We start from the raw sequence: 25,847 nt of genomic DNA, 5'->3' as shown, positions 1-25,847 counted from the left end.
GTTGTTTCAAGGATGTAAAATCGCCCGTCATGAATGCTCAGGAAGCTCCCAAGCCAAACACAGACTACCCCAGGACCATTGCCGTGACCGGTGGTAAGGGTGGAGTTGGAAAAACATCGGTAGCTCTTAATCTGGCACTTACCCTGGCTCGAAATCATAAGCGGGTGCTGTTGCTGGACGGTGACACCGATCTTGCCAACGTCAGTATTATGCTGGGGCTCTATCCGGAACGGACGCTTGCCAATGTGGTAGCCGGTGAGTGCAGGCTTGAGGATATACTGCTGGAAGCCGATTACGGGCTGCATATTGTGCCAGGCGCTTCTGGTGTCCAGGAATGTATGGATATGGAGCCGGAAGAGAGCTTTCGTATTTTGCGAGCTCTATCAAAGCTTGAAAGCCGTTACGATTACGTCATAACGGACACAGCTGCCGGCCTTCAACCTACGTCTATGCACATGATTGCAGCGGCTCAGCTGGCGTGTGTTGTCGTTACCCCGGACCCGGCCTCGCTCACGGATGCGTTTTCCCTGATCAAAGTACTGAGGCGTCGCGGCTACCGGCGAATGCCAAGCGTGCTGATTAACATGGCGCAGGGCGCCAGCCAGGCCCGCTCGGTGTTCCAGCGTCTCGATTCGGCAGCCCGGAGACATCTGCAATGCTCTCTCCATTACATGGGGGGCATCTGGCGCGATGAGACCCTGCGCCAGTCGGTGCTGAACCAGAGGCCGGTCGCACTGCTGCCGCCCGCCGACCCTTCGTGCCGTCAGTTCATCACACTGGCAGACATGCTTGATGTGCGCTTGTCTCAATTGCCTGCAAGAAAAGCCGGTATTGCAGCCTACTGGCATTCCGTTTCGAAACGGCAGTCGGAGCAAAAGAAAAAGGCGGTTGAGCCTGTTTCAGCACCGGCCAGCCCCCGCGAACGCTGCCTGCAGGCTGTGAGTGAGCTGGAAACCCTGCTCGCACCGACACCGGAGAACGCTTTGCTCCGCTACGATGTGTTCACGCGATTGTTCGCTCTTTTAGGCAAGGCGCCGGACAGCGATACTGTTGAAATTATTCAGGCGGGGCTTGGGGCGATTGACTGGCAACCTCTTTCTCCTGAGCAGCGCGAGCACATGGCAAACCATTTGAGGCACCTTGCCGAGGATGTCTGCATATCGCCGGATTCTGGATTAAACGAGCAGGAGCCGACGCACCCTGTGCTTCCCGAGCCCTCATACGACAGCATCAGTTTTGGTGATCAGGACAAGCTTGTCAGGGCTTTGAAAGAACAACCCTCTGATATTTCCTTGAATAACTTTCTGCGTTCCTTAGCCGGCAAGAGAAATATTGACGGCTGAGACTTTCCAGTTAAATACTGTAAGCAAGACATGCCGGTTAATTCGTCATTTCTTAAGCCGTCTTTGTCGCGTAGCGTGCTCATAGTAACCATGGAGTCTGTCACGGCACTGTCAAAGGGATTGTGTAAGGATCAAGTGCTGCAGGGATCCGGAAAAGGAGTTTTCAGAATGCGAAAGTCGCAAAATCAGTCGGGAGTCTCGTCTTCAAAAGTGCTCGAACAGCTTCGTGGCAAGCATGTCCTGATTACGGGCACCACGGGCTTTCTAGGCAAGGTCGTGCTGGAAAAGCTGATTCGTGCAGTACCGGACATTGGCGGCGTGCATCTTTTGATAAGAGGCAACGTGCGGCATCCTGACGCTCGAAGTCGATTTCTTGAAGAAATTGCAACCTCCTCTGTTTTTGATCGCTTGCGCCAGGAGAAGGGCGAGTCCTTCGACGTCTTTCTGAAAGAGCGACTGCATTGTGTCACGGGAGAAGTAACGCAGCCTGATTTTGGTCTGGAACCAGAGGCCTTGCGAGAGCTGTCTGGCAGTATTGACGCCGTTATTAACTCCGCTGCCAGTGTTAACTTTCGTGAAGAGCTGGATAAAGCTTTATCCATCAACACGCAATGTCTGGAAAATATTGCAGAGTTGGCCCGTCAGAACCCGGCGCTTGCGGTTGTTCAGGTATCAACCTGCTACGTTAATGGCATGAACTCGGGACAGGTTACTGAGTCGGTGGCCAAGCCGCCCGCTGGCGAGGATATACCGCTTAACCCTGCTGGTTACTATGAGATCGACGAGCTGGTCCGGTTGCTTGAAGACAGTATTGCGGATGTGCGCTCTCGCTACTCAGGTAAAATACTGGAGCGAAAGTTGGTGGATCTGGGTATCCGCGAGGCCAACCGCTACGGCTGGAGCGATACCTATACCTTTACCAAGTGGCTGGGTGAGCAATGGTTGATGAAGGCACTCGACGGCCGCGCCCTCACGATCGTGCGCCCATCGATTATTGAGAGTGCTCTTGAAGAGCCGGTGCCAGGCTGGATTGAGGGCGTAAAAGTTGCTGATGCCATTATTCTTGCCTACGCGAGAGAAAAGGTAACGGTATTCCCCGGTAAGCGCTCCGGTACTATTGATGTCATTCCCGTTGACCTTGTAGCGAACTCTATTGTCCTGGCAGTCGCAGAAGCTCTTGGTGAGCCTCCCCGTCGACGCATCTATCAGTGTTGCAGTGGCAGCTCCAATCCGGTGACTCTGGGCGAGTTTATTGATCACCTGATGGCGGAGGCCAAAACCAATTTCGCTGCCTATGATAGGCTTTTCTATCGCCAGCCGATCAAGCCCTTTATTGCCGTGAACCGGACAATGTTCGATGCTCTGGCAAGCGGTGCTCGTCTTCCGCTTGGTGTGGCGCAGAGTGTTATGCGTCGGCTGGGTGTGCTGGCAAAGGAGCGTGATCTCAAAACATTGCGAAATCTTGATACTACCCGCTCATTGGCCACCATTTTTGGCTTCTATACTGCACCGGACTATATTTTCCACAATGATGACTTGTTGGCCCTGGCGTCGCGTATGGGGGAGGCAGACAAAGCTTTGTTCCCGGTGGATGCACGCCAGATCGACTGGGAGGTGTATCTGCGCAAGATCCATCTCGCAGGTCTGAATCGCTTCGCGCTCAAGCCCCGGCGGAAGGCTCGGTTGCGCTCCTCAAAGGCCCGAACGCAGGCGGCATGAGGATAAAGTTGGAGCTTGTTAGGACGTTCGTCTAATTCATTGTTTAGTGGCACACATGGTGAACTAGATGCATGTGTCCATAGGGCTGATGTGCCTTATCGCTTTGAATTAATGGTACCGACAAAAACAACAGACTCTGATCAAGGGGGAACACAATGACTGATAAGCATCTTTATCCGGTAAGCCCGGATGTGGCCGCACGGGCCTTGGTGAACCGGGAACAGTATGACGAAATGTATCGTCAATCTGTTGAGGAGCCAGATACTTTCTGGGGTGAGCATGGTAAGCGCCTTGACTGGATCAAACCCTATTCCAAGGTCAAGAACACGACTTTTGATTACAACAACCTTTCGATCAAGTGGTTTGAAGACGGCCAGCTGAATGCTTCAGCCAACTGCCTCGATCGTCATCTCGCCACACGCGGTGACCAGACTGCCATTATTTTCGAAGGCGATGACCCTGCCGACTCCCGTCACGTTACCTATCGCGAACTGCACGAAGAAACCAGCAAGTTTGCCAACGTTCTGAAAGGTCTGGGCGTGAAAAAAGGTGATGTAGTCACCATCTACATGCCGATGATTGTTGAAACCGCTGTCGCTATGTTGGCGTGTGCGCGGATTGGTGCAATCCACTCTGTAGTTTTCGGCGGCTTCTCGCCAGAGGCTCTGGGTGCCCGCGTTGCCAACGGCAAGTCCCGTTTTGTGATCACTTCTGACGAAGGTCTGCGCGGCGGCCGCAAGATTCCGCTGAAAAAGAATGTGGATGCGGCGCTCAAAAATGAAGACGACGCCCAGGTTGAGAAAGTCATCGTTGTTAGCCGTACCGGCAATAAAGACGTACCCTGGGTTGAAGGTCGCGATGCGCGTTATGAAGACCTGATGAAGTCTGCCTCTGCCGACTGTCCTCCAGAGCCGATGAACGCAGAAGATCCCCTGTTCATGCTTTATACGTCGGGTTCAACTGGTGCGCCCAAAGGTGTTTTGCATACGACTGGCGGTTACATGGTCTACGCCTCTATGACTCACCAGTATGTGTTCGATTACCACGACGGTGATGTTTACTGGTGTACTGCCGATTTTGGCTGGGTGACCGGTCATAGCTACATTCTGTATGGACCGTTATGTAATGGTGCGATCTCCGTATTGTTCGAGGGCGTGCCGAACTACCCGGACAGCTCTCGTATGGGGCAGATTGTCGACAAGCATCAAGTCAACATTCTGTACACCGCACCGACTGCAATCCGGGCTCTGATGGCTGAAGGTGAAGCCTGTATGGATGGCACTACCCGCAAGAGCCTGAAATTGCTTGGTTCTGTTGGTGAGCCGATCAATCCTGAGGCTTGGGAGTGGTACCATCGCGTTATCGGCAACAGCGAATGCCCCATCGTAGATACCTGGTGGCAGACAGAAACCGGCGGCATCCTGATTGCGCCCTTGCCGGGTGCGATCGACCTGAAGCCGGGCTCAGCAACAGTTCCGTTCTTCGGTGTCCAGCCAGCGCTTGTCGATAACGAGGGTAACCTGCTCGAAGGCAAGACTGATGGTAACCTCGTGATCCTGGACAGCTGGCCGGGCCAGATGCGCACGATTTATGGCGACCACGAACGTTTTGCCCAGACCTATTTCAGTGCCTATAAAGGCATGTACTTCACCGGCGACGGTGCTCGTCGCGATGAAGATGGTTACTACTGGATTACCGGTCGTGTTGATGACGTGCTCAACGTTTCCGGGCACCGCCTGGGTACCGCGGAGGTTGAAAGCGCTCTGGTGGCTCACGACAAGGTTGCCGAAGCCGCTGTTGTTGGCTTCCCTCACGACATCAAGGGCCAGGGCATCTATGTCTATGTAACCCTGATGCAGGGCGAAGAGCCTTCAGACGAGCTCAAGAAGGAACTGGTACAATGGGTGCGCAAGGAAATCGGCCCGATCGCGTCTCCGGATGTGATTCAGTGGGCGCCGGGCTTGCCAAAAACCCGGTCAGGCAAGATTATGCGCCGGATATTGCGTAAGATTGCTGCAAATGAGCACGACCAGCTGGGCGATACCTCGACACTTGCAGACCCGGGTGTGGTGGACGAGCTCATCGGAAGTCGCGAGTTCAAATAAGGTCTGAAAGCAGGCCATAAACCTGTGAGGAATCTGTTTAATGACACAAACAATTATCGTCGCTGATGATCACCCATTGTTTCGGGCTGCCCTGAAACAGGCGGTCAATCAAGCGGTGCCTGATGCTGAAACCGTAGAAGTAGAAAGCATCAAGGCGCTGCAGGCGTCGGTAGATTCGCACCCGGATGCAGATCTGGTTCTGCTCGATCTCAATATGCCAGGTGCCCATGGTTTTTCCGGGTTGGTGTTCATGCGTGGGCAGTATCCCGGATTACCGGTGGTGGTTGTGTCAGGTTCGGAGCAACTTCAGGTGATGCGGCGCTCCATTGATTATGGGGCGTCCGGCTTTATTCCAAAGTCGGCGCCTTTGCCTACCATTACGGAGGCAATTCGCGCCGTGCTCGAAGGCGATGTCTGGTTGCCGGAAGGTGTAGCAGACAAGCTTGAGCGGATGCATACGGATACGACTGATTTCTCCGAGAAACTGGCATCCCTGACCCCGCAGCAGTTCCGGGTGCTGGGTATGTTGGCGGAAGGCCTGCTGAATAAGCAGATTGCTTACGATCTGGATGTGTCTGAGGCTACTATCAAGGCACATATTACGGCGGTATTCCGTAAGCTTGGGGTTCGTAACCGCACGCAGGCGGTTATCGCGATACAGCAGATGGAAATCGATCCCTCTGACCAGTCGTTGTCCGGAAGCTGAGCGTCAGTTTGTTGGTCTGAATAAAAAACGGGAACCTGTTGGTTCCCGTTTTTTATGTATTTGCAGCTCGGGTCGGATTATTTACTTCCTGCGTAACCCAGCTCCTTGTTGACCAGGTTGAACAAGTCTTCGCCTTTATGCCAACGGTCAAAGTTCTCGAGAAACTGATCGGTAAGGGCCCGCTTCCAGCCGATAAAATCTCCGGCCATGTGCGCCGTCATGGTCACATTCTCCATATCCCAGAGCGGGTGATCCTCGGGTAGTGGCTCTTCCTCGAACACATCCAGCCCCGCGCCGGCTATTTCGCCGCTTTTGAGCGCCGCAATCAGGTCGTCGGTCTTAACAATCGGCCCGCGCCCAATGTTGATCAAGCGGGCTGTGCTCTTCATGGATTTAAATGCTTTTTCGTCAAACAGCCCCTCCGTTTGTGGTGTAAGCGGTGCGGCGATAACCACGTAATCAGCATGGCCGAGCTGATCATAGAGATCGTCATTGCCATGAACGGCAACGAAGTCGGGGTCGTCTTTGCGGGCTGTTCTGGCAATTCCATGAGGTTTCAGGCCAGCAGCTGCAACAAGGCGCCCGATCTGACGGCCGATGGATCCTGCACCAACGACGAGAACCTGTTTGCCCTCGGCTCGTTCTGTATCCCGGTGCTTCCATTGGTGCTTCATTTGCAATCGGATGGAACCCGGGAAATCCTTGGCGAACATCAGAATGGTGCACAGCACATATTCTGCGATAGTCCGATCAAATATGCCCCTGGCGTTAGTGACAACCACGTTGCCTTCAGTCAGGGCAGGGAACATAAGAGCGTCCACCCCGGCACTGGTCGCGTGGATCCATTGCAGCTTGTCAGCACAACCCCAAGCGGCCTCGAGCGCCTCGGTGCGAAAATCCGTCACCATCATAATATCTGTGCCGGGCAGGGTGCTCCTCAGAGTTGCCTCGTCACTGGCGAAGCGTACTTCGGCTCGCGCCCTGAGTGAATCCATTCCCGGTGGCTCTTGCTCACCGGGCGAGGTGAGAACGGTTACCACAGGCTTGCTGCGCTGAGTCATTGAACCTCCGATTGGTCAGATGGCTGGTGGTCGTATGTGTGTTTTCCGAGGCTTGTCATACCCGCTGTCGAGCCCTCAGTACAGTCTGGTAGGCAGACGCCACCGGGTCAACCTTGGCCTGATCCTGCTGTATCCGGACAGCCCTTTATTGGCACGTATTTATACCTATCCAATGTTTGTCTGCTTTTGTCTTGTATGCCCTTGCCTTACTGGCTAACCTGCAATGGTAGTTTTTTATTTGCCCCCGTTCCCGTTGCAGGAGGTTTTTATGGCAGGCGCCGCCAACAGAGATACCGGCCAGGATACACCGCGGAAAGTGAAGTACCGGAAAACCAAGGCCAGTTGGAACCCTGCTATGCAGGCAGTTCCGGTGCCGGGAATCCGGCGTATGGTTAATATGGCGGCCAGTATGAAAGATGTCATTCATCTTTCCATTGGTCAGCCGGATCTGCCGACACCCAGGCATATTGTTGATGCTTACATCGAGGCCCTGAACGCAGGGCAAACCGGCTATACCATGGACGCCGGGCTGCCTGAGTTACTGGTAGCGCTGAGGGACTATTACAGCAAACGCTATAACCGCAAGCTGACCAGAGACAACATTCTGGTTACCAGCGGGGCCACTGAAGCTATGTACCTGGCAATTGCCGCTACAGCAGCACCAGGGCGACAGTTCATCGTGACGGATCCCTCCTTCTTGTTGTACGCACCTTTGATCCGTATGAACGGCGGCGAGGTGAAGTTCGTATCGACTCAGGCAGAGAATAATCATCAGCTTGATCCTGATGAGGTGATTCGTGCCATGGGGCCACGCACCTTTGCCCTGATCCTCAACAACCCGAATAACCCGACGGGTGCTGTATATCCCCGCACTACCGTGGAAACCATTCTGGAAGAGTGCGCATACCGGGGTATCCAGGTTTATGCCGACGAAGTGTATGACCACCTTATTTTTGATGACGATGATTTTGCCAGTGTCCTGAACTGTTCCATGGATCTGGATAACATCATGTGCATCAGCAGTTTTTCGAAAACCTACAGTATGGCGGGACTGCGTGTAGGTTGGGTGATTGCCAGCCAGGCTGCAATCAAATCCTTGCGACGCTTTCATATGTTTACGACTTCCGTTGCCAATACGCCTTCGCAGTTCGCGGGTGTGGCAGCACTGACAGGTGACCAGCAGTGTGTAAAAGACATGGTGGATATCTATCGGGAGCGCCGGGACAAAGTCGTGGACCTGATAGAGCAGACCCCTTACATGACCGGGTATAAGCCTGGTGGTGCCTTTTTCGCATTTCCCGCTTTGCCGCCCCATGTTGATGGTTCTGATCTGGCGCTGCGCATGCTCAAGGAAACCGGGGTGTGTATGGTACCGGGTGATGCCTTTGGCGAAGGCTCGACCAACGCGGTTCGTATCAGTTTCTCCACGACCTGTGAGAAGCTCGATGCGGCGTTTGATCGCATCATTCCGTGGATGGCTAAACAACAGTTCTGAGGAGTGCCTATGTCGGCTCTGGACTCTGTACTTATCCAATGCCCCTACTGCGGGGAGGCGCTGGAGATCAGTGTCGATCAGTCAGTGGCGGAGCAGGAATACGTGGAAGACTGTCAGGTGTGTTGTCAGCCCATTCTATTGAAGGTGGTTTTCGACGATAATCTCATCCCTCACGTAGATGCCCGGGCTGAAAACGAATAGCCAGTCCGGGTTTGCCGCCAGATAGTGGCGGCTTAACCAATGGAGAGTGATGATGAATAAACTGCACCTGAGTCGCCTTTGGGGCATGGTGTTTCTGGTGCTTGCTTTGTCCAGTGGCTGTGCCAGCATTTCACCTTATTCAATTTCGGAAGGAGAGCTGGAGAAGCATCTTCAGGATGTGGTTAGTGATTACGATCGCACGCAGCTGAAAAGTGGCTCTCCACTCAGCTTGAGTCTCGACAGTGCCGACATTACCCTGGGGCCGGACGGCCGGGATGTCGCGGTGGTGGATTTGAACGGGCAGGTTGCGTTGAACGCGTTTCTGGCCAAACTGCCGGTTGATATTGCCTTGAAGATTGAGGGCGCGCCGGTCTACGACAGCACGGAAAAGGCTATTTACATTCGCAGAATAAAACTGCTGGAAAGCAGTGTTGATGCGGGTTTCTTCAAAGGCGATCTGGCACCGGTCACCGAGAGTGTGATGCGGGTTGTAGCCCAGATGCTTGAGACCATGCCTGTATACCGCCTGGATGACACCAATCTGGCTCAGCGGATGTTCGGCATGGTGCCTATGGATATCCGGGTGGCGCCGGGTCGTCTGGAATTCGTGATGGCTGACGAGTAAACGTTTATGAATGAGACAGAGCCAGAAAACCCTTTCTGGCTCTGTCACTGCTTTTTCAGGCTGACAGCCTTTGGCAGATCGCGTCGCCGATTTCCTTGGTTTCCCGCCGGGCCCCGGCACTATCCGCCAGGTCTGCGGCCACGGCATCAAACAGCTCCTTGCCAGCAGTCGCCATCGACGGATCTTTCCGCCCTAACCATTCCAGCATGCGTGCTGTGGTAAACAGCATGGCTGTGGGGTCTGCCAGGCCCTTGCCAGCGATGTCCGGAGCGCTGCCATGAGTAGGCTCGAACATGGATGGCATGTCCGGGTCTGTGGGGTTCAGGTTACAGGATGGCGCAACGCCCATGCCACCCGACAGCACGGCTGCAAGATCCGTAAGAATATCTCCTTGCAGGTTGCTGGCGACCACCACATCGAAGGCCCAGGGGCTCTGAACGAACTTCATACAGGCCGCATCGACCAGTTCGTGATGCGTAGCGACATCCGGAAACTCCTTGCTGATTTCTTCGAACGCTTCGGTGTACATATCGCCCCAATAGCGGAGGGCGTTTCGCTTGGTGATCAGGCAAACCTGGCTTTCGCAGGCTCGACCATCCTGAGAGCCATCAAGGGAGCGGAAGGTTCTGGTACGGCCTTCTTTAACCCGGTCTGCAGCCCGGGTGCGGGCCTGCTCGAAACCATAGCGAATAATGCGGTTGGTGGCCTTGCGGGTAAACACCTCCATCTGCGTCGCAATCTCATCCTCCGTGCCTTTGCGCAGGCGACCGCCCTGGCTTACGTACTCACCTTCGGAATTCTCCCGAATCACCAGCATATCGATATCTTTCGCGCGTTCGTCTGCAAGGTACTGCCGGGCCCCCGGTAACAGGCGGGCAGGGCGTTCGCATACCCATTGGTCAAAGCCTTTGCGCATGTCCAGAAGGGGGGCTAGCGAGACGCTGTCGGTCAAAAGATAACGGCTCGGGTCATCCAGTGGGCCCGGATCACCCAGGGCACCCAGCAATATTGCGTCGTAGGCTTTGAGCTGAGCCAGTGCATCGTCGGGCATGGATTCGCCGTGTTCCTGATGCCAGGCATGGGACGGCCAGGGAAAGCTCGTCCACTCAAGGTCCAAACCATGTTTGGTACGCAGGGTTTCGAGGCAGCGTATGGCTTCCCCCACGACTTCCGGACCGATCCCGTCTCCCGGTGTTACGGCGATGCGGATAGTTTGGGCCATGTTGGCGACTCCTTTTTCGAGTTGACTCGTATAGATAACAAGCCCAGTTTAGCTTCCCAAACACAAGACGCCACCACGCAGGCCAATAAAGCCGTTTTACCCACCCTCGGCTGGACGTTATAGTGTTTGCGGCAGTGGGCGAGCTGATGCTCGAAATTTGTATGACGAACTCACAGGACGATCTCTTTGCTCTACCGACTCATTACCATCATTGGCGGCATCGTTTTCGTTGTTGTCCTGTTCGCATTGGTCTGGTTCTTTTGCAAGAAGTTTCTTGAGCACCATGGGGTTCGAGAGGGGCTATCGGATCGTGCAACCGTGCTTGCAACCTGGACATTTGCCGGTATCAGTGTGGGGCTTGTATTTGCAGTAGTCGGAGCGTTTATTCTTGGTCCATGGGCGTTTTACCGCACCCTGCGTGGCCACGGTGTTGCTATTTCGGATGGTGCAGCGGTCTGGTGGGGCTTCGGCATTGTGGTTGCCTCGCTTGGTATCACGGCTATTGGCTTTTTCGGCTTTCTGGCGGCCGTTGGCGCCTACTGAATAGCCTTGAGCAGTTCCCTGAACCAGATTAACGCCGGCTCCTGACCGTAAGCCTTGTGCCAGTAGAGGTGCACGTCGAGAGAGGGCAGGTCTGCCGGTGGGTTCATAATGGTAATGCTGGCCTGTTCTGAAATGATTCTGGCGTAGGTTTCCGGCATGGTCAGCAGAAGATCGGTTGCTTCAACAACCCGGCAGGCGGCGTAGTAATGTTGGCAACGCAGGCGAATACTGCGCTGAACCCCTAGCCGCGATAACGCGAAATCCTCAATTCCTGGCCCTTCCGTGCGTGATGAAACCAGCACATGACGCGCTGAAAGATACCCGTTCATATCCAGAGCCTGTGATGCCAGTGGGTGACCCTCCCGGGCCAGAACAACGAGTCTGTCCTGCCTCAATAATTCGTGTGATGTCTGGCTGCTGATTGGTAACAGCACGTCGACAGCGAAATCCAGCTTGCCGGCCGCGAGCTGGGTTTCCATATCCCTGCGTGGAATACGCTTGCTGACAATCTCAAGTTCCGGATACGGGTCCAGCCGTTGCATGAGCTGCGGCAGAAAAGTCGACTCCAGAACATCTCTCAAGCCCAGAGAATAGGTCTTGCGCTGATTCGCCGGATCAAACGCGTGAAACTGATTAACCGCGCCCTGAATCTGGGTAAGACCGGGTTTCATGGATTCCAGAAAGCGACGAGCCAGAGGCGTTGGCACCATCTGGTTGCCCTGGCGCGTGAACAGCGGGTCGTCGAAATGATCACGCAGACGCGACAGAGAATGGCTCACCGCCGGCTGAGTAAGGTGCAAGGCCTTCGCAGCACGGGTAAGACTGCCCTCACGGTATATGGTGTCGAAAACATGCAGAAGATTGAGATCCAGGCGGTTCCCGGCCATAACTACGATGCCTCAAGTTAATAAGTATGGTTAATAATAAATGATAAGAATAATTCAGTCGCGTAATAGTTAGTGCAACTTTAGACTGGGTTCATCGTGCTTATATTCATCGCACCAGCTTGTGCAATTTCTACGAGGGTTCGGCAATGGATTTCAGTATCTCTGAAAAGGGTCAGGATTATCTAAAGCGTGTAAAAGCGTTTATGGCGGAAGAAATCTTCCCGGTGGAAGCTCAGTACCACAAAGAGCTGGCCTCGCTTGAAAATCGTTGGGTTGTGTTACCAGTTATCAAGGAGCTGAAGGAAAAGGCCAAAGCTCAAGGGCTCTGGAACATGTTTTTCCCGGATGAAAAGCACGGTTGTGGCCTTCTCAACTCTGACTACGCCCTGATTGCAGAAGAAACAGGTCGCAGCTTTATAGCGCCTGAAATCTTCAACTGTAATGCGCCGGATACCGGCAACATGGAGGTTCTGATCCATTACGGTTCCGAGGAGCAAAAGGCCGAATGGCTGCCGCGTTTGCTGAGTGGCGAGATCCGCTCTGCGTTTTGTATGACCGAGCCGGCAGTGGCTTCATCTGATGCAACCACTATGGAAGCAACTGCGATTGTGGAAGGTGACGAAGTGGTGCTCAATGGCCGTAAGTGGTGGAGCACAGGTATTGGCCACCCGGACTGCAAGGTTGCTATTTTTATGGGCCTGTCTGATCCGGATGCCCATAAACATCGCCGTCACTCCATGGTTCTGGTGCCGCTGGATGCCCCGGGTGTAAAGATTGAACGTATGCTCCCGGTGTTCGGTGAGTATGACGAGCCTTACGGCCATGGCGAAGTACTGTTTGATAACGTGCGCTTGCCGAAGAGTGCCTTTATTGCAGGCCCCGGCCGTGGCTTTGAAATTGCCCAGGGTCGCCTTGGGCCAGGCCGGGTGCATCACTGTATGCGAGCGATTGGTGCGGCTGAACGCACACTGGAACTGCTGGTCAGGCGGGCGATGAGCCGTGAGGCGTTCGGTCGTCCTTTGGCCAAGCTGGGTGGTAACCCGGATATTATTGCCAACGCCCGCATGTCGATTGAGCAGGCACGCTTATTGACGCTGAAATGCGCCTGGGCTCTGGACACCAAGGGTATTGCGGGTGCGATTCAGGAGGTTGCCATGATCAAAGCGGTGATTCCCAATATGCTTCAAACAATTGTTGATCAGGCTATTCAGATCCATGGTGGCGCCGGCGTGAGCGATGACGACTTCCCACTGACCCAATTGTTTGCCTATGCTCGTGTACTGCGTTTGGCAGATGGTCCGGACGAGGTGCATCGTGCCACGGTTGCTCGCCTTGAGTTGCGCAAGTATAAAAACTGATTCTTCGTTTTATTTAAAAACAAACAACGGACAAACACATGACACAAAGAGTATTCGTAACAGGCGGCGCTAGCGGCCTTGGCCGGGCCATTGCGTTGCGCTATGCCAGAGAAGGCGCCAGGGTCTGTATCGGTGACATTAACCCTGAACAGGGCGTTGGTGTTGAACAGGAAATCAACAATGTGGGTGGCGAGGGCTATTTTGTTGAGTGTGATGTCCGGCGGCTGACGGATCTGGAAAAAGTCTGCGCGGATCTTACGGAAAAGTGGGGCGGCGTTGATGTGGTGGTGAACAATGCCGGCGTAGCCTCTGCCGGTTCAATTGAAGATACCACCATGGCTGACTGGGAATGGATACTGGATATCAATGTGCTTGGAGTGGTGCGGGGCTGCAAGGCGTTTACGCCCCAGTTCAAGAAACAGGGTTCAGGTACCTTTGTGAACATTGCGTCTATGGCGGGCCTGATGCTGGCGCCGATGATGAATAGTTACAATGTGTCCAAGGCCGGAGTGATCGCGCTGTCGGAGACTTTGAGCCAGGAATTACGGAGTGACGGTATCCATGTCAGCTGCGTGTGCCCGGCGTTTTTCCAGACCAATCTTACCAACAGCATGCGTTCAGACATTCCGGGCATTCAACAGAACGTGACCAAGCTGATGAAGCGCTCTACTATCTCTGCAGATCATGTTGCAGAAGACATTGTGCGCTCGGTCAAGAACAAGAATTTCTGGGTTTTGCCGCATGTGAAAGAACGCCGCATGTGGATACTCAAGCGTTACGCTCCCTGGGCTTTTGATAAGCTGATGTTTGAAGAGAGCAAGCGCTGGATGAAGAAAATGGGCGGTAAGGCCAAGGCCTGACCGGAACGCGGGAACAAAAGGAGAGTCTTGAATGACCCAGATTGACCAGGCGGAAGATATCCGCGAAGGAGAGGAGTTGGACCTTTCGGCCGTCGACCGGTTTATGAAAGGTGCCATCCCGGACCTTTCGGGCGAGCCGGTGATCCGCCAGTACCCGGGTGGTGCTTCCAACCTGACGTATCAGGTGGACTACGGCGATCGATCGTTCGTTTTGCGCCGCCCGCCGTTTGGCAAGATTGCAAAGTCTGCTCACGACATGCTTCGCGAAGCGAAGGTGATGCAGGCTCTGAAGCCCGTTTATCCATATGTGCCTGACATTATCGCTATTTGTGATGATCACGATGTGCTGGGGTGCGACTTCTATGTGATGGAGCGAATGAAGGGCATCATTCTGCGCCAGGATTTCCCGAAAGACCTGGAGTTGAGTGAGGCTGACACACGCAAGCTCTGCCTGAGCGTAATTGACAAGATGGTGGACTTGCATCGAGTTGACGCCAGGGCCGCGGGCCTGGATTCATTGGGCAAGGGTGACGGGTATGTCCAGCGGCAGATCGGCGGTTGGAGTGACCGTTTCCGCAAGGCTCGCACAGATGATGTCGGCGATTTTGAAGCGGTTATGTCCTGGCTGAACGACAAGATGCCAGATGATATTGCCCAGGTTGTGATTCACAACGATTTCCGTTTTGACAATGTGGTACTCAACCCGGACAACCCCTTTGAAGTCATCGGGGTGCTGGACTGGGAAATGGCGACAATTGGCGATCCTTTGATGGATCTCGGCAACACGCTTGCCTACTGGATTGAGGCAGACGACGAAGGTCCGTTCCAGATGCTACGCCGTCAGCCTACCCATCGCCCGGGTATGCTTACGCGCAAGGAAGTCGTCGCCTACTATATGGAGCAGTCTGGTTTTCGGGCAGATAACTTCGATTTTTACGAAATCTACGGCTTGTTCCGGTTGGCGGTGATTGTCCAGCAGATCTATTACCGTTTCTATCATGGCCAGACCAGTGACAAACGTTTTGCCGCTTTCGGCCATGCTGCAAACTATCTGGAGAAACGCTGTCAGCGGTTGATCTCAGAGAGTGCTCTTTAATGGCAACTGTGTACCTTGTGCGCCACGGCCAGGCCAGCTTTGGAAAGGAAAACTACGATCAGCTTTCGCCCAGAGGCTGGGAGCAGGGAAAGGTTCTGGGTAGCTGGATGGTCGACAAGATCAAGCCTGCAGCAATCTTTGGCGGCGATTTGCAGCGTCACCGGGAAACCGTTGAAGCCATCGCAACCGGCTACGGTGCGCAGCTACCGGATATGCAGGTCGCTCCCGGTTTTAACGAGTTCGACCATATCTCGGTTGTGAATTGTTATCGGCCAGAGTGGAGCGACCGGCAGGTGATGGCAAGAGATCTCGCGACGTTTCCTAAACCGGCGGCAGCTTTTCAGAAGGAATTCGTGAAAGCGGTTCAGCGCTGGGCATCCGGGGAATATGACGCGGAATATGCCGAAACCTGGACCGATTTCAAAAAACGGGTTCTTGCGGCTTTTGATGAAATGATTGAGTACGCAGACGGGGGTGATGTACTCGTTTCTACATCTGGAGGCCCCATAGCGGTTATGTGTCAGCGCCTTTTGGGCCTTGAAGACGAACGGGCACTGGCTCTGAACTCGGTAATCGCCAATACCAGCGTTACCCGTGTTCTCTATTCCGCCGGGCGCCGTAGTTTGTCTGTTTTCAACAATTACAGCCACCTGGAAGCGGAAGACCCCGCCCTGGTGACCTTCCGATAACACATTGAGGTGAACGAATGAGCAAGAAAGACCTGTTTGATCTGACTGGCAAAACGGCTCTTATTACCGGTGCCAGCCGTGGTATCGGCGAGAGCATTGCCCGCACGCTGGCGGATTACGGCGCCCATGTCATTGTTACCAGCCGCAAGATTGACGGCTGTGAAGCTGTTGCCAGCAGTATCCGTGAGGCCGGTGGTAGCGCAGAAGCCTATGCCTGTCACATTGGCGAAATGGATCAGATCGAGGCTATCTGGGCCTACATTGAGAAAGAACACGGCAAACTGGATATTCTTGTTAACAATGCGGCAGCCAACCCTTATTTTGGGCCAGCGGAAGATACAGATCTTGGTGCTTTCCAGAAAACGGTAGACGTGAATATTCGTGGTTACTTCTTCATGTGTGCTCGAGGAGCGCAGCTGATGAAGAAAAATGGCGGTGGTTCGATTGTGAACGTGGCATCGGTCAACGGCGTAAACCCGGGCCACTTCCAGGGCATTTACTCAGTGACCAAGGCCGCAGTTATTTCCATGACCAAATCCTTCGCCATGGAGCTGGGCCAGCAGAAGATTCGCGTAAACGCACTGTTGCCCGGGCTGACAGACACCAAGTTTGCCAGTGCCCTGACGACCAACGATGCGATCAAGAAACAGGCTATGGCGCACATTCCCATGAAGCGTGTGGCAGATCCGAGCGAAATGGCGGGCACGGTTCTGTATCTGGTGTCGGATGCTTCCAGCTACACTACGGGCGCCTGCATTAATGCAGATGGCGGCTATCTTACGATTTAACGACTCGTAAGAGCCTGTGATGCGACTTCGGAGCCCGGTTGGCAAGTGAGAGCTTTGAAGTCGCCGCTCAATTTCGAGGCTTGGCGGGCGAGGTGGTCCAGGTGTGATGGATGGCTTGCCAGCAGCAGATCCTGAATAAGTGAAGTCATGGCTTCCATACTTGTATCCATCATCTCTGAATAAGCTTCGCCCCGTGCGGCTTCCGGATTATTGATGAGATCAGTGATTCTGGCATCGAAACCTGGCTCATCGCGTTCTCTAAGGGCTTCGAGCAGGGCTTCCTGCCAGTGTTTGCGCCCCTCCAGCCAGATTGTTGTTTGCCCGGCGCGATTTTCCGACCAGTTGTTAATGCTGGTTTGTTGCCGGCCATTCAGGCTTCCTAACCATCGTTCAGCGCGCTCTGCCGTCCGTTCAGCCCTTGCCTTTGCGATCTGCTCCGAACTACCAGAGAGAAATTCCTTCTCCAGTTCCTGCTGTTTTTCCGCCATATTGTCTGCTAGCTCGCGCACCTGTTCATCGCTGAGGCTGGATAGCAAATTCGTAGCAATGGGAGCGACCTGGTTCAAAAGTGGCGGGATAAATGTTGCCAGCTGGCTTTGAAGGCCACTGACTTCTGCAGGCCCCGGATCGCCTGTAGCCAGGTCGCTTTGAAGGTTGTCCAACCATGAGCGATAACGCGGAAGCTCGGTGCTGCAGTGCCAATCTTTCAGGTTATCTATGTCTGCATTCAGCTGCTGTTTCTGGGGTTCAGTGAGTGTAATGAAGTCTTCAACCCACCAGATAATGCCCCAGTCTGCGTAGCGGTATGCAAGTTTAGTGGAGCTGCATCCTGAAACGACAAAAATAGTGACGAGCAGCAGGATGACAGCCCGTTTGGCTCGAACCTGAAAAGAATGCTCATACTGATCCATATAAAGCCTGACTCGGTAAACAAACCTATCGAAAAAAGATCGCTAGCTTATTAATATCCAGTGTTTATCTAAACAATCATACGGCATGTGCAGGTTTTCGGATGCTGTTGTCCGGAGACCTGTAATCTGACGAGGAGCACTCATGAGTCGAATTAAACCCGCACGTTTACGCCAAATTGTTTTTGGATTCTACATGTCCGGAATGATGTCGCTGCTGATGTCCGCAGTAATTACCTTCATCAACACTGGTATAGACAACCAGTTTTTTTATCGTTGGCTCCCCGCTTTTCTGGTGGCATGGGCTGTGGCTTTCCCTCTGGTCACCTTTTTAGCACCTATAGCAGTGAAATTAACCGAAATGACCCTGGGGCGGCCCACCGAAGACAGTAAGCGTACGCCCGTAAACTGAAATGTAAAATTCTCTAATCCGTTTTTATTGCCTCCCCGTAAGTTGCTTGTACGCACAGTGCAGATGCTGAATCTGTGCAGTTTCAAACCACTTGATTCTGTTAACTAACCTTGGAACAGAGGGCTCGAGACAATGAAAACAAAAGTTGCACTAACTATGGTTTTGGCCGGCAGTGTTATGCTGGTGGGTTGTAGTGATGATGATAACGTCGCAGAAAATCCTGCAACGCAAAATATTCTGGAAATCGCTGTCGAAAATGAAAACACGACGGTCCTTGAAGCGGCAGTGCTTGAAGCAGACCCCGCTATTGCGGCACTGCTTGGGGGAGATGATGAGTTAACAGTATTCGCTCCTACAGACGCAGCGTTCCAAGCTTTATTGAATGACTTGGGCATCACTGCAGAGCAGTTGTTGGCCAGCACGGATTTGTTAAACACGGTTCTGAAATACCATGTTCTTGCAACATCAGTGGGTGAAGTGAAGGCAGACGCAGCGATCAGTGTCGCGCAAAGCCCTATCCCTCAAAACCTGGTTCCAACGGTGAACGGTGAAAACGTCGCCCTCTCAATATCCCAGGAAAATAGTGAGGACGTACTGTATGTAAACACCTCTCGAGTAACCGGTCCTGATGTAGACGCGACTAATGGCGTTATTCACATCATCGATAAAGTACTCCTTCCTCCCCCGAGCGATCTCAGTGATACAAATTCCACGATTGCGGGTATCGTAACGGCGCTAGCAGGCGCTGAAGAAGGTGCTGAGTTCACAATCCTGTTAGCCGCACTTGGTACTGATGGCGCTTCCGATCTGCTCGCTGCAGCTTCGGATGAAGATTCGACCTTGACGGTGTTTGCGCCAACGGATGCCGCTTTTGAAGCGCTATTGGCAGATCTCAACATTACGGCAAGTGACTTGCTCAACGATCCTAATCTGTCGTCCATTCTAAGCCAACACATTCTGGGAGCTGAGGTAGGTTCACTTACGGCCTATGCTTCGAACGGCGGTACAGTAACAAACTTGGCTGGCACCACTTTGAACGTGGACATTCAAAATAACGCTCTGGTTATCGAGGGAAGTGCGGTCACCGAAGCAGACGTTGAAGCGAACAACGGCGTGATTCATGTGATCGACAAGGTGATTTTTTCAGTCGACTGATACTTAAAAAACTGTTGTTTTGCTTAAATAACGAGTGTTGGGCCGGCTAATTCAGCCGGCCTTTTTTATTGGACGGAAGTGCTCGACTTGCCTGAATCTACCCGAGAAAGTGCCGTCCCTGTAGGCGGCCGGAAATGCAGGGAATACAGAACCCGATCCAGCACAGCCTGTCCATTCCAGGCAGGGTCATTGTTCACCATTCCTACAACCGCCCAGGTTGTGTTGTTCTCATCCCGCGTGAAACCGGCAATTGACCGCACGTTTTCGAGGTAACCGGTTTTAATACGGCCTTCGCCATCCATGCCGGTGTTGCGCAGGCGGCGGGCCATGGTTCCATCCATGGCGATTATCGGCATGGAGGCCATGAGGTCTGAAGCGTAGGGGCTGTTCCAGGCATGTTGCAGGATTTTCGTGCCTTGTCTTGCGGTAATCCTGCCATGGCGGGTGAGGCCAGCTCCGTTGTCAATCACCATCCCGGAGGTGTCTATGCCTTTGCGTTCCAGCCAATCGTAAATCACGCGTATGCCGGCAACCCTGTCGTCATTCTCGTTATCCAGCCGGTTCTGCGCCCCGATGGTCAGCAATAATTGCCGTGCCATCACGTTACTGCTCCATTTGTTTATATCCCGCACCATAGTGACGAGATCTGGCGATGTGGTTTTCATAACCAGTCGGGCATTTTCCGGAGTTATACCGTTCAGGTTTCCACCGGATACGATAATGCCCATCTCACCAAGCAGTGAGCGAATCATGGAGGCGCTGTATTGCTCGTGGGGTAGCAGTGAAAGGTATTTTGTTGTGCGACAGCCTTGCGGCAGCTCGCCAGTTACCCGCACTGTGACTTTGCCGCCCTCCTGAAATATCGGTTTCCACTCAAAGCTACGGCGTGAAGGACAGGATCCTTCGGCCACGGCCGTTACCCTATTGTCGATAGCTATCTCGCCGAGGGCTGGAGTGCTCCAGGCCTGAGTGCCGCGTTCGTCAGCACGCACTTGAAAGTGCATGAGATTGAGGTTGGTCAGATAGGCAGACGGCTCAACCAGAAATGGCGCATATGGGTTGTTGCCATTGTCTTCAAACGCGGGAAAACCTCCATCGACTTCAAAATAGCTGCCATCCAGAACGAGATCACCGTCAATGCGGGTGATTCCCATGTCCCGAAGTTCCCGTAGGGTTGTCCAGAGTCTTTCAAAGGTGAGTTTCGGGTCTCCGCCGAAGCGCACGTAGAGGCTGCCTTTTAGGGTATCTCCGACCATTTCTCCATCGGTGAGAAAATCTGTATCCCAGTGATGGGTAGGCCCGAGAATTTCCAGGGCTGCGTAAGTGGTAACTACCTTCATGATAGAGCCGGGGCTCATGGGTACATCGGCATTGATGTTCTGATCAAGCCCGGGGCCATTCAGAGGCACCGCTGCCATGCTGAGAGCTTCGTCGCTTTTCAGGGATTTCATTGCGTAGTCACGCATCTGAGTGGCCCAGAGGCGGTTGCTGCTATAGCCAGAACTGTCGTTGTCGTCAGCCAGCGCTGAGGGCAAGTATGCCAGGGCAGGTGTCAGAACAAGTGCTGCAGCGAGGGCCAGCGCTGGACGCTTTTGCCGAAGAGTGACTTTCCCTGCGCTGTTTGAATACGGCATACCCGGCATCACCATAGTGGTTGCTTGAAAAGCTGCGAAAATTAGATTCCTAAAATTAACAATAGCTCATCTTTGCTTGTTGTACTATGCAGAAAACCTCTACATGACGTTAAAAAATGCCAGTAGCCTGCTTGTTTATAATGGGTTTTTGTGACCGAGTGTAAGTCAGTGTGGTGGAAGCGGAGATGCAGGCGTCAAGAAGATACCGGCTGATGCGCTCTTGTCGGTCGTTCCCGCAATCGTAAGCCAATGGAAAGCCTTGTTATTTAATGATAATGGTCGGGTTACCAATTGAGGATTTGATTATGTTTAATAAACTCGCTCACCACGCGAACGTACTGGGCTCCGTCGCAACCTCATCGTTTACAGCGTGGCGTGGATGCCTGGTGGTAAGCGAAGTGCCACAGCCGGAGCAGCCTCTCGTGCTTTACGACATGGAAGGCTGCCCCTACTGCCGTCGGGTGCGCGAAGCTCTGACCGCGCTTAATCTTGATGTTGAGATCCGGCCTTGCCCGAAAGGTGGCCACATATTCCGTAGACAGGCAGAGGCCGCAGGGGGCAAGCAACAATTTCCTATGCTGGTCGACCAGAATACGCAGACGGTGATGTACGAGTCGGAAGCTATCATCAAGTACCTGTTCCTCCAGTATGCAGGTCGACCTGTGCCTGGGTACTACCGCGAGCGTGTTTGGCAGCCGGTTTTGGGTTCATTTGCTTCTGTAGCCAGCGCCATGAGAGGTCTAAGAGCCGCTTCGGGAAAACAGCCGGAGCAGCCGCTGCACTTGTGGAGTTTTGAAGGCAGCCCTTTCTCCCGGCTGGTGCGAGAGAGGCTTTGTGAGCTGGAGATCCCTTACACTCTGCATAACCTGGGTAAGGAGCACTGGACCGAAATCGGCCCAGCGAAGCAGCGCATCAAGCCAGGGCCATACGCGCCGGCACCTGGCGGAAAGCGCGATGCTTTCTTCAAGGCGCACGGCAGGGTTCAGGTGCCTTATCTTGAGGATCCGAATACCGGGGAGGGGTTGTTCGAGTCTGCCTGCATACTGGATTATCTGAACGCGCAATATGGCTAAAACAAAGGTCGTTCGCGCTGTTTCGCCGGCGCCATGGCAGGTATCATGGTTGGCTATCGAATAGCTTTAAAGCTCCCGGGAAATGATCAAGAGGAAGTCTATGTATACCGGTCAGTGTCTGTGTGGTGATATTACTTTTGAATATGAGGGCCCGCTGGGCCCGCTTTCTCTTTGCCATTGCAGCCAGTGTCGCCGCGCTCACGGCAGTGCGTTCTCTGCGAGCTCCCCGGTGCAGAAAGTGCGTTTCCGGTTTTTATCCGGAGAAGACAAGCTGACGGAATACGAATCGCGCCCGGGGAAATACCGAGCCTTCTGCAGTCGTTGCGGAAGCCAGTTGTACAGTCGCGTTGACGCAATTCCCGGCATTCTCCGGCTGCGTGTTGGCGTGATCAACGAGCCTCTGGGAAAGGGGCCGGCGCAGCATGTCTACACCGGTTCGAAATCGGATTGGTATGAGATTACCGATACCTTACCCCAGTACGAAAAAACCGAGCGTACTGGCGATCCTCACTGAACCGGCACTATTCGGTAGACTTTGCCCCGCGAGGAGTCCGTTAGCAGCCATAGGCTTCCGTCCGGGCCTGTCCTGACATCTCGAATGCGTTCTTCAAGATCGGTGAGTAAGTCTTCTTCCGTGGTCACTTCTCCGTTTGTCACTTCAAGCCGAACCAGTTTCCGCAATTTTAACGCCCCAACGAACCAACTGCCTTGCCATTCAGGAAACTCAGAGCCGCGGTAAAACGCCATGCCTGAAGGTGCAATAGACGGGTCCCAGTAGTGCAGGGGTTGTGCCATACCTTCTTCTTCGGTTCGCAAGCTGATTGGAATGCCGGAGTAACCAATACCGTATGTTATCTCCGGCCATCCATAGTTGGTGCGGGCTTTTAAGATGTTGACCTCGTCGCCGCCTCGCGGGCCGTGTTCATGAGTCCAGATCTCACCGGTTTCGGGATGAACGCTCATGCCCTGAATGTTCCGGTTTCCCCAGGTAAACAGGGTGCTATTAATGGCCGAGTTATTAAGCCCCGGATTGCCAGGTGCCGGTTCGCCATTAATGGTGACACGGTGGACCCCGCCTGCGTCGTCTTCAGTGTCCTGAGCCCGATCCTTGTCGCCGCGGTCCCCAACGGAAATATAAAGGTAGCCAGGTGCGTCGAAAGCCATTCGGCCCCCGAAGTGGCGGGAACCACCGGAACGCGGGAGCGCTTCGAAGATGATCTTCACGTCTTTCAGCCTTCCGTCGTCATAGATTGCACGCGCTACCCGAGTAGTCATTCCGTCGCCGGAGTTGTGTGCGTAGCTGAGGAACAGTGTCCGGTTTTCTGAAAACTCCGGATGCAGAACTATATCGAAAAGCCCGCCCTGGCCTGATACAGCAGGTTTAGGAAGCCCTTGAACGGCTTGCGGCAACAACTTTCCATCCTGGATGACGCGTAGCCTGCCAGCCCGCTCTGTAACGAGCATGGAACCATCGGGAAGAAAGGCCAGGCTCCAGGGGTGCTCGAGATCCTCGGCGACGGTTTCCAGCATGAAGCGAGTATCTTCGCCGGTATAGGTCTGGCTTGAGGCGATGAGGGGTAGCCCCGAAAGAAACAAGCCGATGAGTGTTACCAAGGATCGGGCAGTTTGCATATGAGCCTCTCTTTGTATTGCAAATGATAATCACTATCATTAATATAATTGTGCAGTTGCTGAATCAAGGCAGATGTTTTTCATACGATCTGTTTACACCATTAGGCCAGGGAGATACAGCCATGACGGCAGAACAGGAAATGATGGAAGGGCTGAAGATTGCGGCGGGCGCCGGTCTTTTTGTTACCTTAGTTATTGTCGGGCTTGCGGTTGCGCTGTAGCCACCGGTCCAGCTTGTCAGCAAATTCTTTTTTGTCGGTCTGGTTGAATGGAGCCTGGCCGCCAGTAACCTGTCCAGCGTTACGCATCTCTTCCATAAAGTTCCTCATAGCTAGGCGCTGGCGAATATTTTCCTTCGTGAAGGCCTGACCCCTCGGGTTAAAAACATCGGCACCTTTCTCAATAGCTTCGGCCGCTAACGGGATATCCTGGGTAATTACGAGATCTCCGGCACTAAGCTGATCCATGATCTCGTTGTCCGCCACATCGAAACCCTGCATAACCTGTCTGGCCTTGATATGAGGGCCGGGCGGCAGCTTGATGACATGGTTTGCTATGAAGGTAGTCTGTATTTGCCAGCGCGTGGCAGCACGGCAGAGAATTTCCTTGATGGGCACGGGGCAGGCGTCGGCATCGACCCAGATTGGCATGAATGGCTCCTTCGTTGGTTCAGTTTGTTGAGAGTTTACCTTTTGTTGTTGTGAGCCTGGTAGTAGATACCTGATTGTAATTGTCGGCATCGCCAGAGTTCTTGCAAGCTTCTCACCACGACGTTGGTGGTATAATCCTGTTTCAATTCAACGAACAGGAAACTGAAATGTCACAACTCCCACCATGTCCCCAGTGTGCTTCTGAATATACCTATGAAGATGGCGTTCAGTTAGTTTGCCCCGAGTGTGGCCATGAATGGACAGCAGCAGAGGCGGCTGAAGCCGATGCGGGAAAGGTCGTTCGCGATGCCAACGGTAACGAGCTTCAGGACGGCGACGCCGTTACTGTCATCAAGGATCTGAAGGTCAAGGGTTCAAGCTCGGTTGTAAAAGTTGGCACCAAGGTTAAGAGCATTCGTCTGGTAGACGGCGACCATGACATTGATTGCAAGATTGATGGTATTGGCGCCATGAAACTTAAATCCGAGTTTGTAAAAAAAGCCTGAGACTGGCAGCGTCGAGTTCCGGCTGCTCTGAAGGCTGCGACTATTCGACGCAGTCCGTCACTTGCGCTGAACCGGTCTGAGCGCAACACTGTCGGCACTGTAGCTTCAGAAACTGATACAAATGTTCAACCGTTCAACAGTAGCGACGCGAGATATCATGAAAAAACTAATAACATTGCTGTTTGCCACTAGCGCATTGATCGTATCGGTCTTTGCCAATGTTGCGATGGCCCATGAGTACTCTCATGGAAACATTGCTATTGATCATCCCTGGAGTCGGCCGACTCCGCCAGGGACGCCTATGGGTGTCGGTTATATGGTGATCGAAAATCACGGCGACAGGGATATCACACTGGTCAGCGCGAGTACGCCCAGAGCGGGCCATGTTTCAATCCATGAAACGCAAATGAGAGACGGTGTTATGCGTATGCAGCCGTTGAAAAGTGGGCTGGTAATTCCGGCTGGTAAAGCGGTAGAGCTCAAGCCGCACAGTTACCATTTGATGCTGGAAAAACTGCCGAAACCGCTGAAGGAGGGCGAAAATATTCCCGTGACGCTGGAGTTTGAAGGCGCAGACGCGATTGAAGTAGAGCTCACCGTAGAGTCGCTGGACAGTGACATGAAAAAGCCCGAAATGGACCATTCCGGGCACCACATGGACCACTGATGTTCTCTGGTTTGAGTGGCCAGTGACGCCCTCAGGGCGTCACTGCCAATGTTATTGACTTGGTTTGCTTTTAAGAACAACCCCCGCAGCAGACGCCTGAGTCTCCGTGTTTACCTTTCTTTACAGTTTCTTTTTCGGTGCTGTCGGACCCTCCGGCGGCTTGCGCACCGATCCCATCTTCAGGTTTTCCCTGTTCTGCTTTGTCAGCGTTTTTGGGGCTGGCTACTTCTTTAAATAACTGTGTCATCAGAAATATCTCTTTTGGGTTTCTATAAGATTCATATGCAATGTATCTTATTTTGCGTCAAGCGGGGAGTCAACGGATGTTTCGGCTGTTTGAGTGGGAAGTGACCGCAAGCCTGCTGAAAAAGGATTCAGAGTTTCGCTTTTGTGCTACAGTCATGCGCGAATATACCTATAGTAAGCAGGTTCGCTTCCCGGTGTTTTTGCCCGGGCGCTCAATGGCGAAATTCAGATAGAACAGGCTGCTCTGTTGCAGGGAAATTTGCAGT

At 53.4% G+C, this 25,847-nt stretch carries 27 protein-coding genes; 19 read left to right on the top strand and 8 right to left on the bottom strand.

The genetic code is table 11. From position 1 onward, the window contains the following. The first annotated feature begins 29 nt into the window (after positions 1-29). The 4 genes from Q4606_RS09020 to Q4606_RS09005 all read left to right on the top strand — a co-directional run bounded on the left by Q4606_RS09020 (position 30) and on the right by Q4606_RS09005 (position 5,873). Positions 30-1,343: an AAA family ATPase gene (locus tag Q4606_RS09020; RefSeq protein ID WP_303607315.1), complete on the top strand. Its 1,314-nt coding sequence runs from the start codon at positions 30-32 to the stop codon at positions 1,341-1,343. Positions 1,344-1,511: 168 nt separating this feature from the next. Then, positions 1,512-3,062: a fatty acyl-CoA reductase gene (locus Q4606_RS09015; protein ID WP_303607314.1), complete on the top strand. Its 1,551-nt coding sequence runs from the start codon at positions 1,512-1,514 to the stop codon at positions 3,060-3,062. A gap of 155 nt (positions 3,063-3,217) precedes the next feature. Further along, the gene (gene acs, locus Q4606_RS09010) at positions 3,218-5,167 is read left to right on the top strand and encodes an acetate--CoA ligase (RefSeq protein ID WP_303607313.1); all 1,950 of its coding nucleotides are present in this window, start codon (positions 3,218-3,220) and stop codon (positions 5,165-5,167) included. Between the two features lie 40 nt (positions 5,168-5,207). Further along, a complete protein-coding gene (locus Q4606_RS09005; protein WP_303593968.1) occupies positions 5,208-5,873 on the top strand; it encodes a response regulator transcription factor in 666 nt (221 codons plus the stop codon). Between the two features lie 77 nt (positions 5,874-5,950). Here Q4606_RS09005 and Q4606_RS09000 read toward each other — a convergent pair whose 3' ends face one another. Then, positions 5,951-6,934, bottom strand: coding sequence for a D-2-hydroxyacid dehydrogenase (locus tag Q4606_RS09000; protein ID WP_303607312.1), 984 nt, complete (start codon positions 6,932-6,934; stop codon positions 5,951-5,953). A gap of 268 nt (positions 6,935-7,202) precedes the next feature. Between Q4606_RS09000 and Q4606_RS08995 the strand changes: the two genes are divergently transcribed. Genes Q4606_RS08995 through Q4606_RS08985 form a run of 3 tightly spaced genes read left to right on the top strand, consistent with a single transcriptional unit; the run spans position 7,203 to position 9,255 of the window. Continuing rightward, complete coding sequence (locus Q4606_RS08995; protein WP_303593966.1) at positions 7,203-8,429, top strand: pyridoxal phosphate-dependent aminotransferase; 1,227 nt, start codon at positions 7,203-7,205, stop codon at positions 8,427-8,429. 9 nt (positions 8,430-8,438) lie between these two features. Next, positions 8,439-8,630, top strand: a complete 192-nt coding sequence (locus tag Q4606_RS08990; RefSeq protein ID WP_303593964.1) for a CPXCG motif-containing cysteine-rich protein — start codon at positions 8,439-8,441, stop codon at positions 8,628-8,630. Positions 8,631-8,682: 52 nt separating this feature from the next. Then, positions 8,683-9,255, top strand: coding sequence for a DUF1439 domain-containing protein (locus tag Q4606_RS08985; protein ID WP_303594352.1), 573 nt, complete (start codon positions 8,683-8,685; stop codon positions 9,253-9,255). A 55-nt stretch (positions 9,256-9,310) separates the two neighbouring features. Here Q4606_RS08985 and Q4606_RS08980 read toward each other — a convergent pair whose 3' ends face one another. Next, a complete protein-coding gene (locus Q4606_RS08980) occupies positions 9,311-10,477 on the bottom strand; it encodes an isocitrate/isopropylmalate dehydrogenase family protein (RefSeq protein WP_303607311.1) in 1,167 nt (388 codons plus the stop codon). Positions 10,478-10,663: 186 nt separating this feature from the next. Between Q4606_RS08980 and Q4606_RS08975 the strand changes: the two genes are divergently transcribed. Beyond that, positions 10,664-11,020 carry a hypothetical protein gene (locus tag Q4606_RS08975; protein ID WP_303593962.1) on the top strand — a complete coding sequence of 119 codons (357 nt, stop codon included), beginning with the start codon at positions 10,664-10,666 and terminating at the stop codon, positions 11,018-11,020. Here the strand turns inward: Q4606_RS08975 and Q4606_RS08970 are convergent. Next, entirely contained in the window at positions 11,014-11,907 is an 894-nt protein-coding gene (locus Q4606_RS08970; protein WP_303593961.1) for a LysR family transcriptional regulator, read from the bottom strand. The genes Q4606_RS08975 and Q4606_RS08970 overlap by 7 nt on opposite strands. Positions 11,908-12,053: 146 nt before the next feature. On the opposite strand from Q4606_RS08970, the gene Q4606_RS08965 reads away from it, so the two are divergent. From Q4606_RS08965 to Q4606_RS08945, 5 genes are read left to right on the top strand one after another with little or no spacing between them, the layout of a single operon-like run. Then, on the top strand, positions 12,054-13,265 hold the full coding sequence (locus tag Q4606_RS08965) for an acyl-CoA dehydrogenase family protein (protein ID WP_303593960.1): 1,212 nt from the start codon (positions 12,054-12,056) through the stop codon (positions 13,263-13,265). Positions 13,266-13,303: 38 nt separating this feature from the next. Beyond that, positions 13,304-14,125 (top strand): SDR family oxidoreductase, encoded by an 822-nt coding sequence (locus tag Q4606_RS08960; RefSeq protein WP_303607310.1) that lies wholly within the window; start codon positions 13,304-13,306, stop codon positions 14,123-14,125. 31 nt (positions 14,126-14,156) lie between these two features. Then, positions 14,157-15,221, top strand: a complete 1,065-nt coding sequence (locus tag Q4606_RS08955; RefSeq protein ID WP_303607309.1) for a phosphotransferase family protein — start codon at positions 14,157-14,159, stop codon at positions 15,219-15,221. Continuing rightward, entirely contained in the window at positions 15,221-15,910 is a 690-nt protein-coding gene (locus tag Q4606_RS08950; protein ID WP_303593954.1) for a histidine phosphatase family protein, read from the top strand. The genes Q4606_RS08955 and Q4606_RS08950 overlap by 1 nt, the downstream gene beginning before the upstream one ends. A 17-nt stretch (positions 15,911-15,927) precedes the next feature. Continuing rightward, positions 15,928-16,698, top strand: coding sequence for an SDR family oxidoreductase (locus Q4606_RS08945; protein WP_303593952.1), 771 nt, complete (start codon positions 15,928-15,930; stop codon positions 16,696-16,698). Here the strand turns inward: Q4606_RS08945 and Q4606_RS08940 are convergent. Then, entirely contained in the window at positions 16,695-17,609 is a 915-nt protein-coding gene (locus tag Q4606_RS08940; RefSeq protein WP_303607308.1) for a DUF6279 family lipoprotein, read from the bottom strand. The genes Q4606_RS08945 and Q4606_RS08940 overlap by 4 nt on opposite strands. Positions 17,610-17,751: 142 nt before the next feature. Here Q4606_RS08940 and Q4606_RS08935 point away from each other — a divergent pair, with 142 nt between their 5' ends. Both Q4606_RS08935 and Q4606_RS08930 read left to right on the top strand, forming a co-directional pair. Beyond that, positions 17,752-18,018: a DUF2798 domain-containing protein gene (locus Q4606_RS08935; protein WP_303607307.1), complete on the top strand. Its 267-nt coding sequence runs from the start codon at positions 17,752-17,754 to the stop codon at positions 18,016-18,018. Positions 18,019-18,150: 132 nt separating this feature from the next. After that, positions 18,151-19,173 (top strand): fasciclin domain-containing protein, encoded by a 1,023-nt coding sequence (locus tag Q4606_RS08930; RefSeq protein WP_303593948.1) that lies wholly within the window; start codon positions 18,151-18,153, stop codon positions 19,171-19,173. Positions 19,174-19,238: 65 nt separating this feature from the next. Here Q4606_RS08930 and dacB read toward each other — a convergent pair whose 3' ends face one another. Beyond that, complete coding sequence (gene dacB, locus Q4606_RS08925; protein WP_303607306.1) at positions 19,239-20,807, bottom strand: D-alanyl-D-alanine carboxypeptidase/D-alanyl-D-alanine-endopeptidase; 1,569 nt, start codon at positions 20,805-20,807, stop codon at positions 19,239-19,241. A gap of 305 nt (positions 20,808-21,112) precedes the next feature. On the opposite strand from dacB, the gene Q4606_RS08920 reads away from it, so the two are divergent. Both Q4606_RS08920 and Q4606_RS08915 read left to right on the top strand, forming a co-directional pair. Continuing rightward, entirely contained in the window at positions 21,113-21,880 is a 768-nt protein-coding gene (locus tag Q4606_RS08920) for a glutathione S-transferase N-terminal domain-containing protein (RefSeq protein WP_303607305.1), read from the top strand. A 100-nt stretch (positions 21,881-21,980) separates the two neighbouring features. Further along, positions 21,981-22,394 carry a GFA family protein gene (locus Q4606_RS08915; RefSeq protein WP_303593943.1) on the top strand — a complete coding sequence of 138 codons (414 nt, stop codon included), beginning with the start codon at positions 21,981-21,983 and terminating at the stop codon, positions 22,392-22,394. On the opposite strand, the gene Q4606_RS08910 is transcribed toward Q4606_RS08915, so the two are convergent. Together Q4606_RS08910 and Q4606_RS08905 are read right to left on the bottom strand one after the other, a co-directional pair. Continuing rightward, entirely contained in the window at positions 22,388-23,512 is a 1,125-nt protein-coding gene (locus Q4606_RS08910; protein ID WP_303607304.1) for a PQQ-dependent sugar dehydrogenase, read from the bottom strand. The two genes, Q4606_RS08915 and Q4606_RS08910, sit on opposite strands and share 7 nt — an antisense overlap. Positions 23,513-23,700: 188 nt before the next feature. After that, positions 23,701-24,162, bottom strand: a complete 462-nt coding sequence (locus Q4606_RS08905; protein WP_303593940.1) for a YaiI/YqxD family protein — start codon at positions 24,160-24,162, stop codon at positions 23,701-23,703. Between the two features lie 167 nt (positions 24,163-24,329). Here Q4606_RS08905 and Q4606_RS08900 point away from each other — a divergent pair, with 167 nt between their 5' ends. Then, a complete protein-coding gene (locus tag Q4606_RS08900; protein ID WP_303593938.1) occupies positions 24,330-24,668 on the top strand; it encodes a zinc ribbon domain-containing protein YjdM in 339 nt (112 codons plus the stop codon). A gap of 157 nt (positions 24,669-24,825) precedes the next feature. Beyond that, positions 24,826-25,335: a copper chaperone PCu(A)C gene (locus Q4606_RS08895; RefSeq protein ID WP_303593936.1), complete on the top strand. Its 510-nt coding sequence runs from the start codon at positions 24,826-24,828 to the stop codon at positions 25,333-25,335. Positions 25,336-25,405: 70 nt separating this feature from the next. On the opposite strand, the gene Q4606_RS18215 is transcribed toward Q4606_RS08895, so the two are convergent. Then, positions 25,406-25,582, bottom strand: coding sequence for a CCGSCS motif protein (locus Q4606_RS18215; protein WP_368497018.1), 177 nt, complete (start codon positions 25,580-25,582; stop codon positions 25,406-25,408). Positions 25,583-25,847: the final 265 nt, after the last annotated feature.

Origin of the sequence: Marinobacter sp. 1_MG-2023 (assembly GCF_030549045.1) — a bacterium.
Lineage (GTDB): Bacteria > Pseudomonadota > Gammaproteobacteria > Pseudomonadales > Oleiphilaceae > Marinobacter.
The sequence above is the reverse complement of the archived record's forward strand: the minus strand, read 5'-3'. Positions and strand labels throughout refer to the sequence as shown.

What these genes read in the sequence shown, in the direction of transcription:
- Q4606_RS09020 (WP_303607315.1), top strand. Translation starts at nt 30, where the DNA reads ATGAATGCTCAGGAAGCTCCCAAGCCAAACACAGACTACCCCAGGACC.
- Q4606_RS09015 (WP_303607314.1), top strand. Translation starts at nt 1,512, where the DNA reads ATGCGAAAGTCGCAAAATCAGTCGGGAGTCTCGTCTTCAAAAGTGCTC.
- acs (WP_303607313.1), top strand. Translation starts at nt 3,218, where the DNA reads ATGACTGATAAGCATCTTTATCCGGTAAGCCCGGATGTGGCCGCACGG.
- Q4606_RS09005 (WP_303593968.1), top strand. Translation starts at nt 5,208, where the DNA reads ATGACACAAACAATTATCGTCGCTGATGATCACCCATTGTTTCGGGCT.
- Q4606_RS09000 (WP_303607312.1), bottom strand. Translation starts at nt 6,934, where the DNA reads ATGACTCAGCGCAGCAAGCCTGTGGTAACCGTTCTCACCTCGCCCGGT.
- Q4606_RS08995 (WP_303593966.1), top strand. Translation starts at nt 7,203, where the DNA reads ATGGCAGGCGCCGCCAACAGAGATACCGGCCAGGATACACCGCGGAAA.
- Q4606_RS08990 (WP_303593964.1), top strand. Translation starts at nt 8,439, where the DNA reads ATGTCGGCTCTGGACTCTGTACTTATCCAATGCCCCTACTGCGGGGAG.
- Q4606_RS08985 (WP_303594352.1), top strand. Translation starts at nt 8,683, where the DNA reads ATGAATAAACTGCACCTGAGTCGCCTTTGGGGCATGGTGTTTCTGGTG.
- Q4606_RS08980 (WP_303607311.1), bottom strand. Translation starts at nt 10,477, where the DNA reads ATGGCCCAAACTATCCGCATCGCCGTAACACCGGGAGACGGGATCGGT.
- Q4606_RS08970 (WP_303593961.1), bottom strand. Translation starts at nt 11,907, where the DNA reads ATGGCCGGGAACCGCCTGGATCTCAATCTTCTGCATGTTTTCGACACC.
- Q4606_RS08965 (WP_303593960.1), top strand. Translation starts at nt 12,054, where the DNA reads ATGGATTTCAGTATCTCTGAAAAGGGTCAGGATTATCTAAAGCGTGTA.
- Q4606_RS08960 (WP_303607310.1), top strand. Translation starts at nt 13,304, where the DNA reads ATGACACAAAGAGTATTCGTAACAGGCGGCGCTAGCGGCCTTGGCCGG.
- Q4606_RS08955 (WP_303607309.1), top strand. Translation starts at nt 14,157, where the DNA reads ATGACCCAGATTGACCAGGCGGAAGATATCCGCGAAGGAGAGGAGTTG.
- Q4606_RS08950 (WP_303593954.1), top strand. Translation starts at nt 15,221, where the DNA reads ATGGCAACTGTGTACCTTGTGCGCCACGGCCAGGCCAGCTTTGGAAAG.
- Q4606_RS08945 (WP_303593952.1), top strand. Translation starts at nt 15,928, where the DNA reads ATGAGCAAGAAAGACCTGTTTGATCTGACTGGCAAAACGGCTCTTATT.
- Q4606_RS08940 (WP_303607308.1), bottom strand. Translation starts at nt 17,609, where the DNA reads ATGGATCAGTATGAGCATTCTTTTCAGGTTCGAGCCAAACGGGCTGTC.
- Q4606_RS08935 (WP_303607307.1), top strand. Translation starts at nt 17,752, where the DNA reads ATGAGTCGAATTAAACCCGCACGTTTACGCCAAATTGTTTTTGGATTC.
- Q4606_RS08930 (WP_303593948.1), top strand. Translation starts at nt 18,151, where the DNA reads ATGAAAACAAAAGTTGCACTAACTATGGTTTTGGCCGGCAGTGTTATG.
- dacB (WP_303607306.1), bottom strand. Translation starts at nt 20,807, where the DNA reads ATGCCGTATTCAAACAGCGCAGGGAAAGTCACTCTTCGGCAAAAGCGT.
- Q4606_RS08920 (WP_303607305.1), top strand. Translation starts at nt 21,113, where the DNA reads ATGTTTAATAAACTCGCTCACCACGCGAACGTACTGGGCTCCGTCGCA.
- Q4606_RS08915 (WP_303593943.1), top strand. Translation starts at nt 21,981, where the DNA reads ATGTATACCGGTCAGTGTCTGTGTGGTGATATTACTTTTGAATATGAG.
- Q4606_RS08910 (WP_303607304.1), bottom strand. Translation starts at nt 23,512, where the DNA reads ATGCAAACTGCCCGATCCTTGGTAACACTCATCGGCTTGTTTCTTTCG.
- Q4606_RS08905 (WP_303593940.1), bottom strand. Translation starts at nt 24,162, where the DNA reads ATGCCAATCTGGGTCGATGCCGACGCCTGCCCCGTGCCCATCAAGGAA.
- Q4606_RS08900 (WP_303593938.1), top strand. Translation starts at nt 24,330, where the DNA reads ATGTCACAACTCCCACCATGTCCCCAGTGTGCTTCTGAATATACCTAT.
- Q4606_RS08895 (WP_303593936.1), top strand. Translation starts at nt 24,826, where the DNA reads ATGAAAAAACTAATAACATTGCTGTTTGCCACTAGCGCATTGATCGTA.
- Q4606_RS18215 (WP_368497018.1), bottom strand. Translation starts at nt 25,582, where the DNA reads ATGACACAGTTATTTAAAGAAGTAGCCAGCCCCAAAAACGCTGACAAA.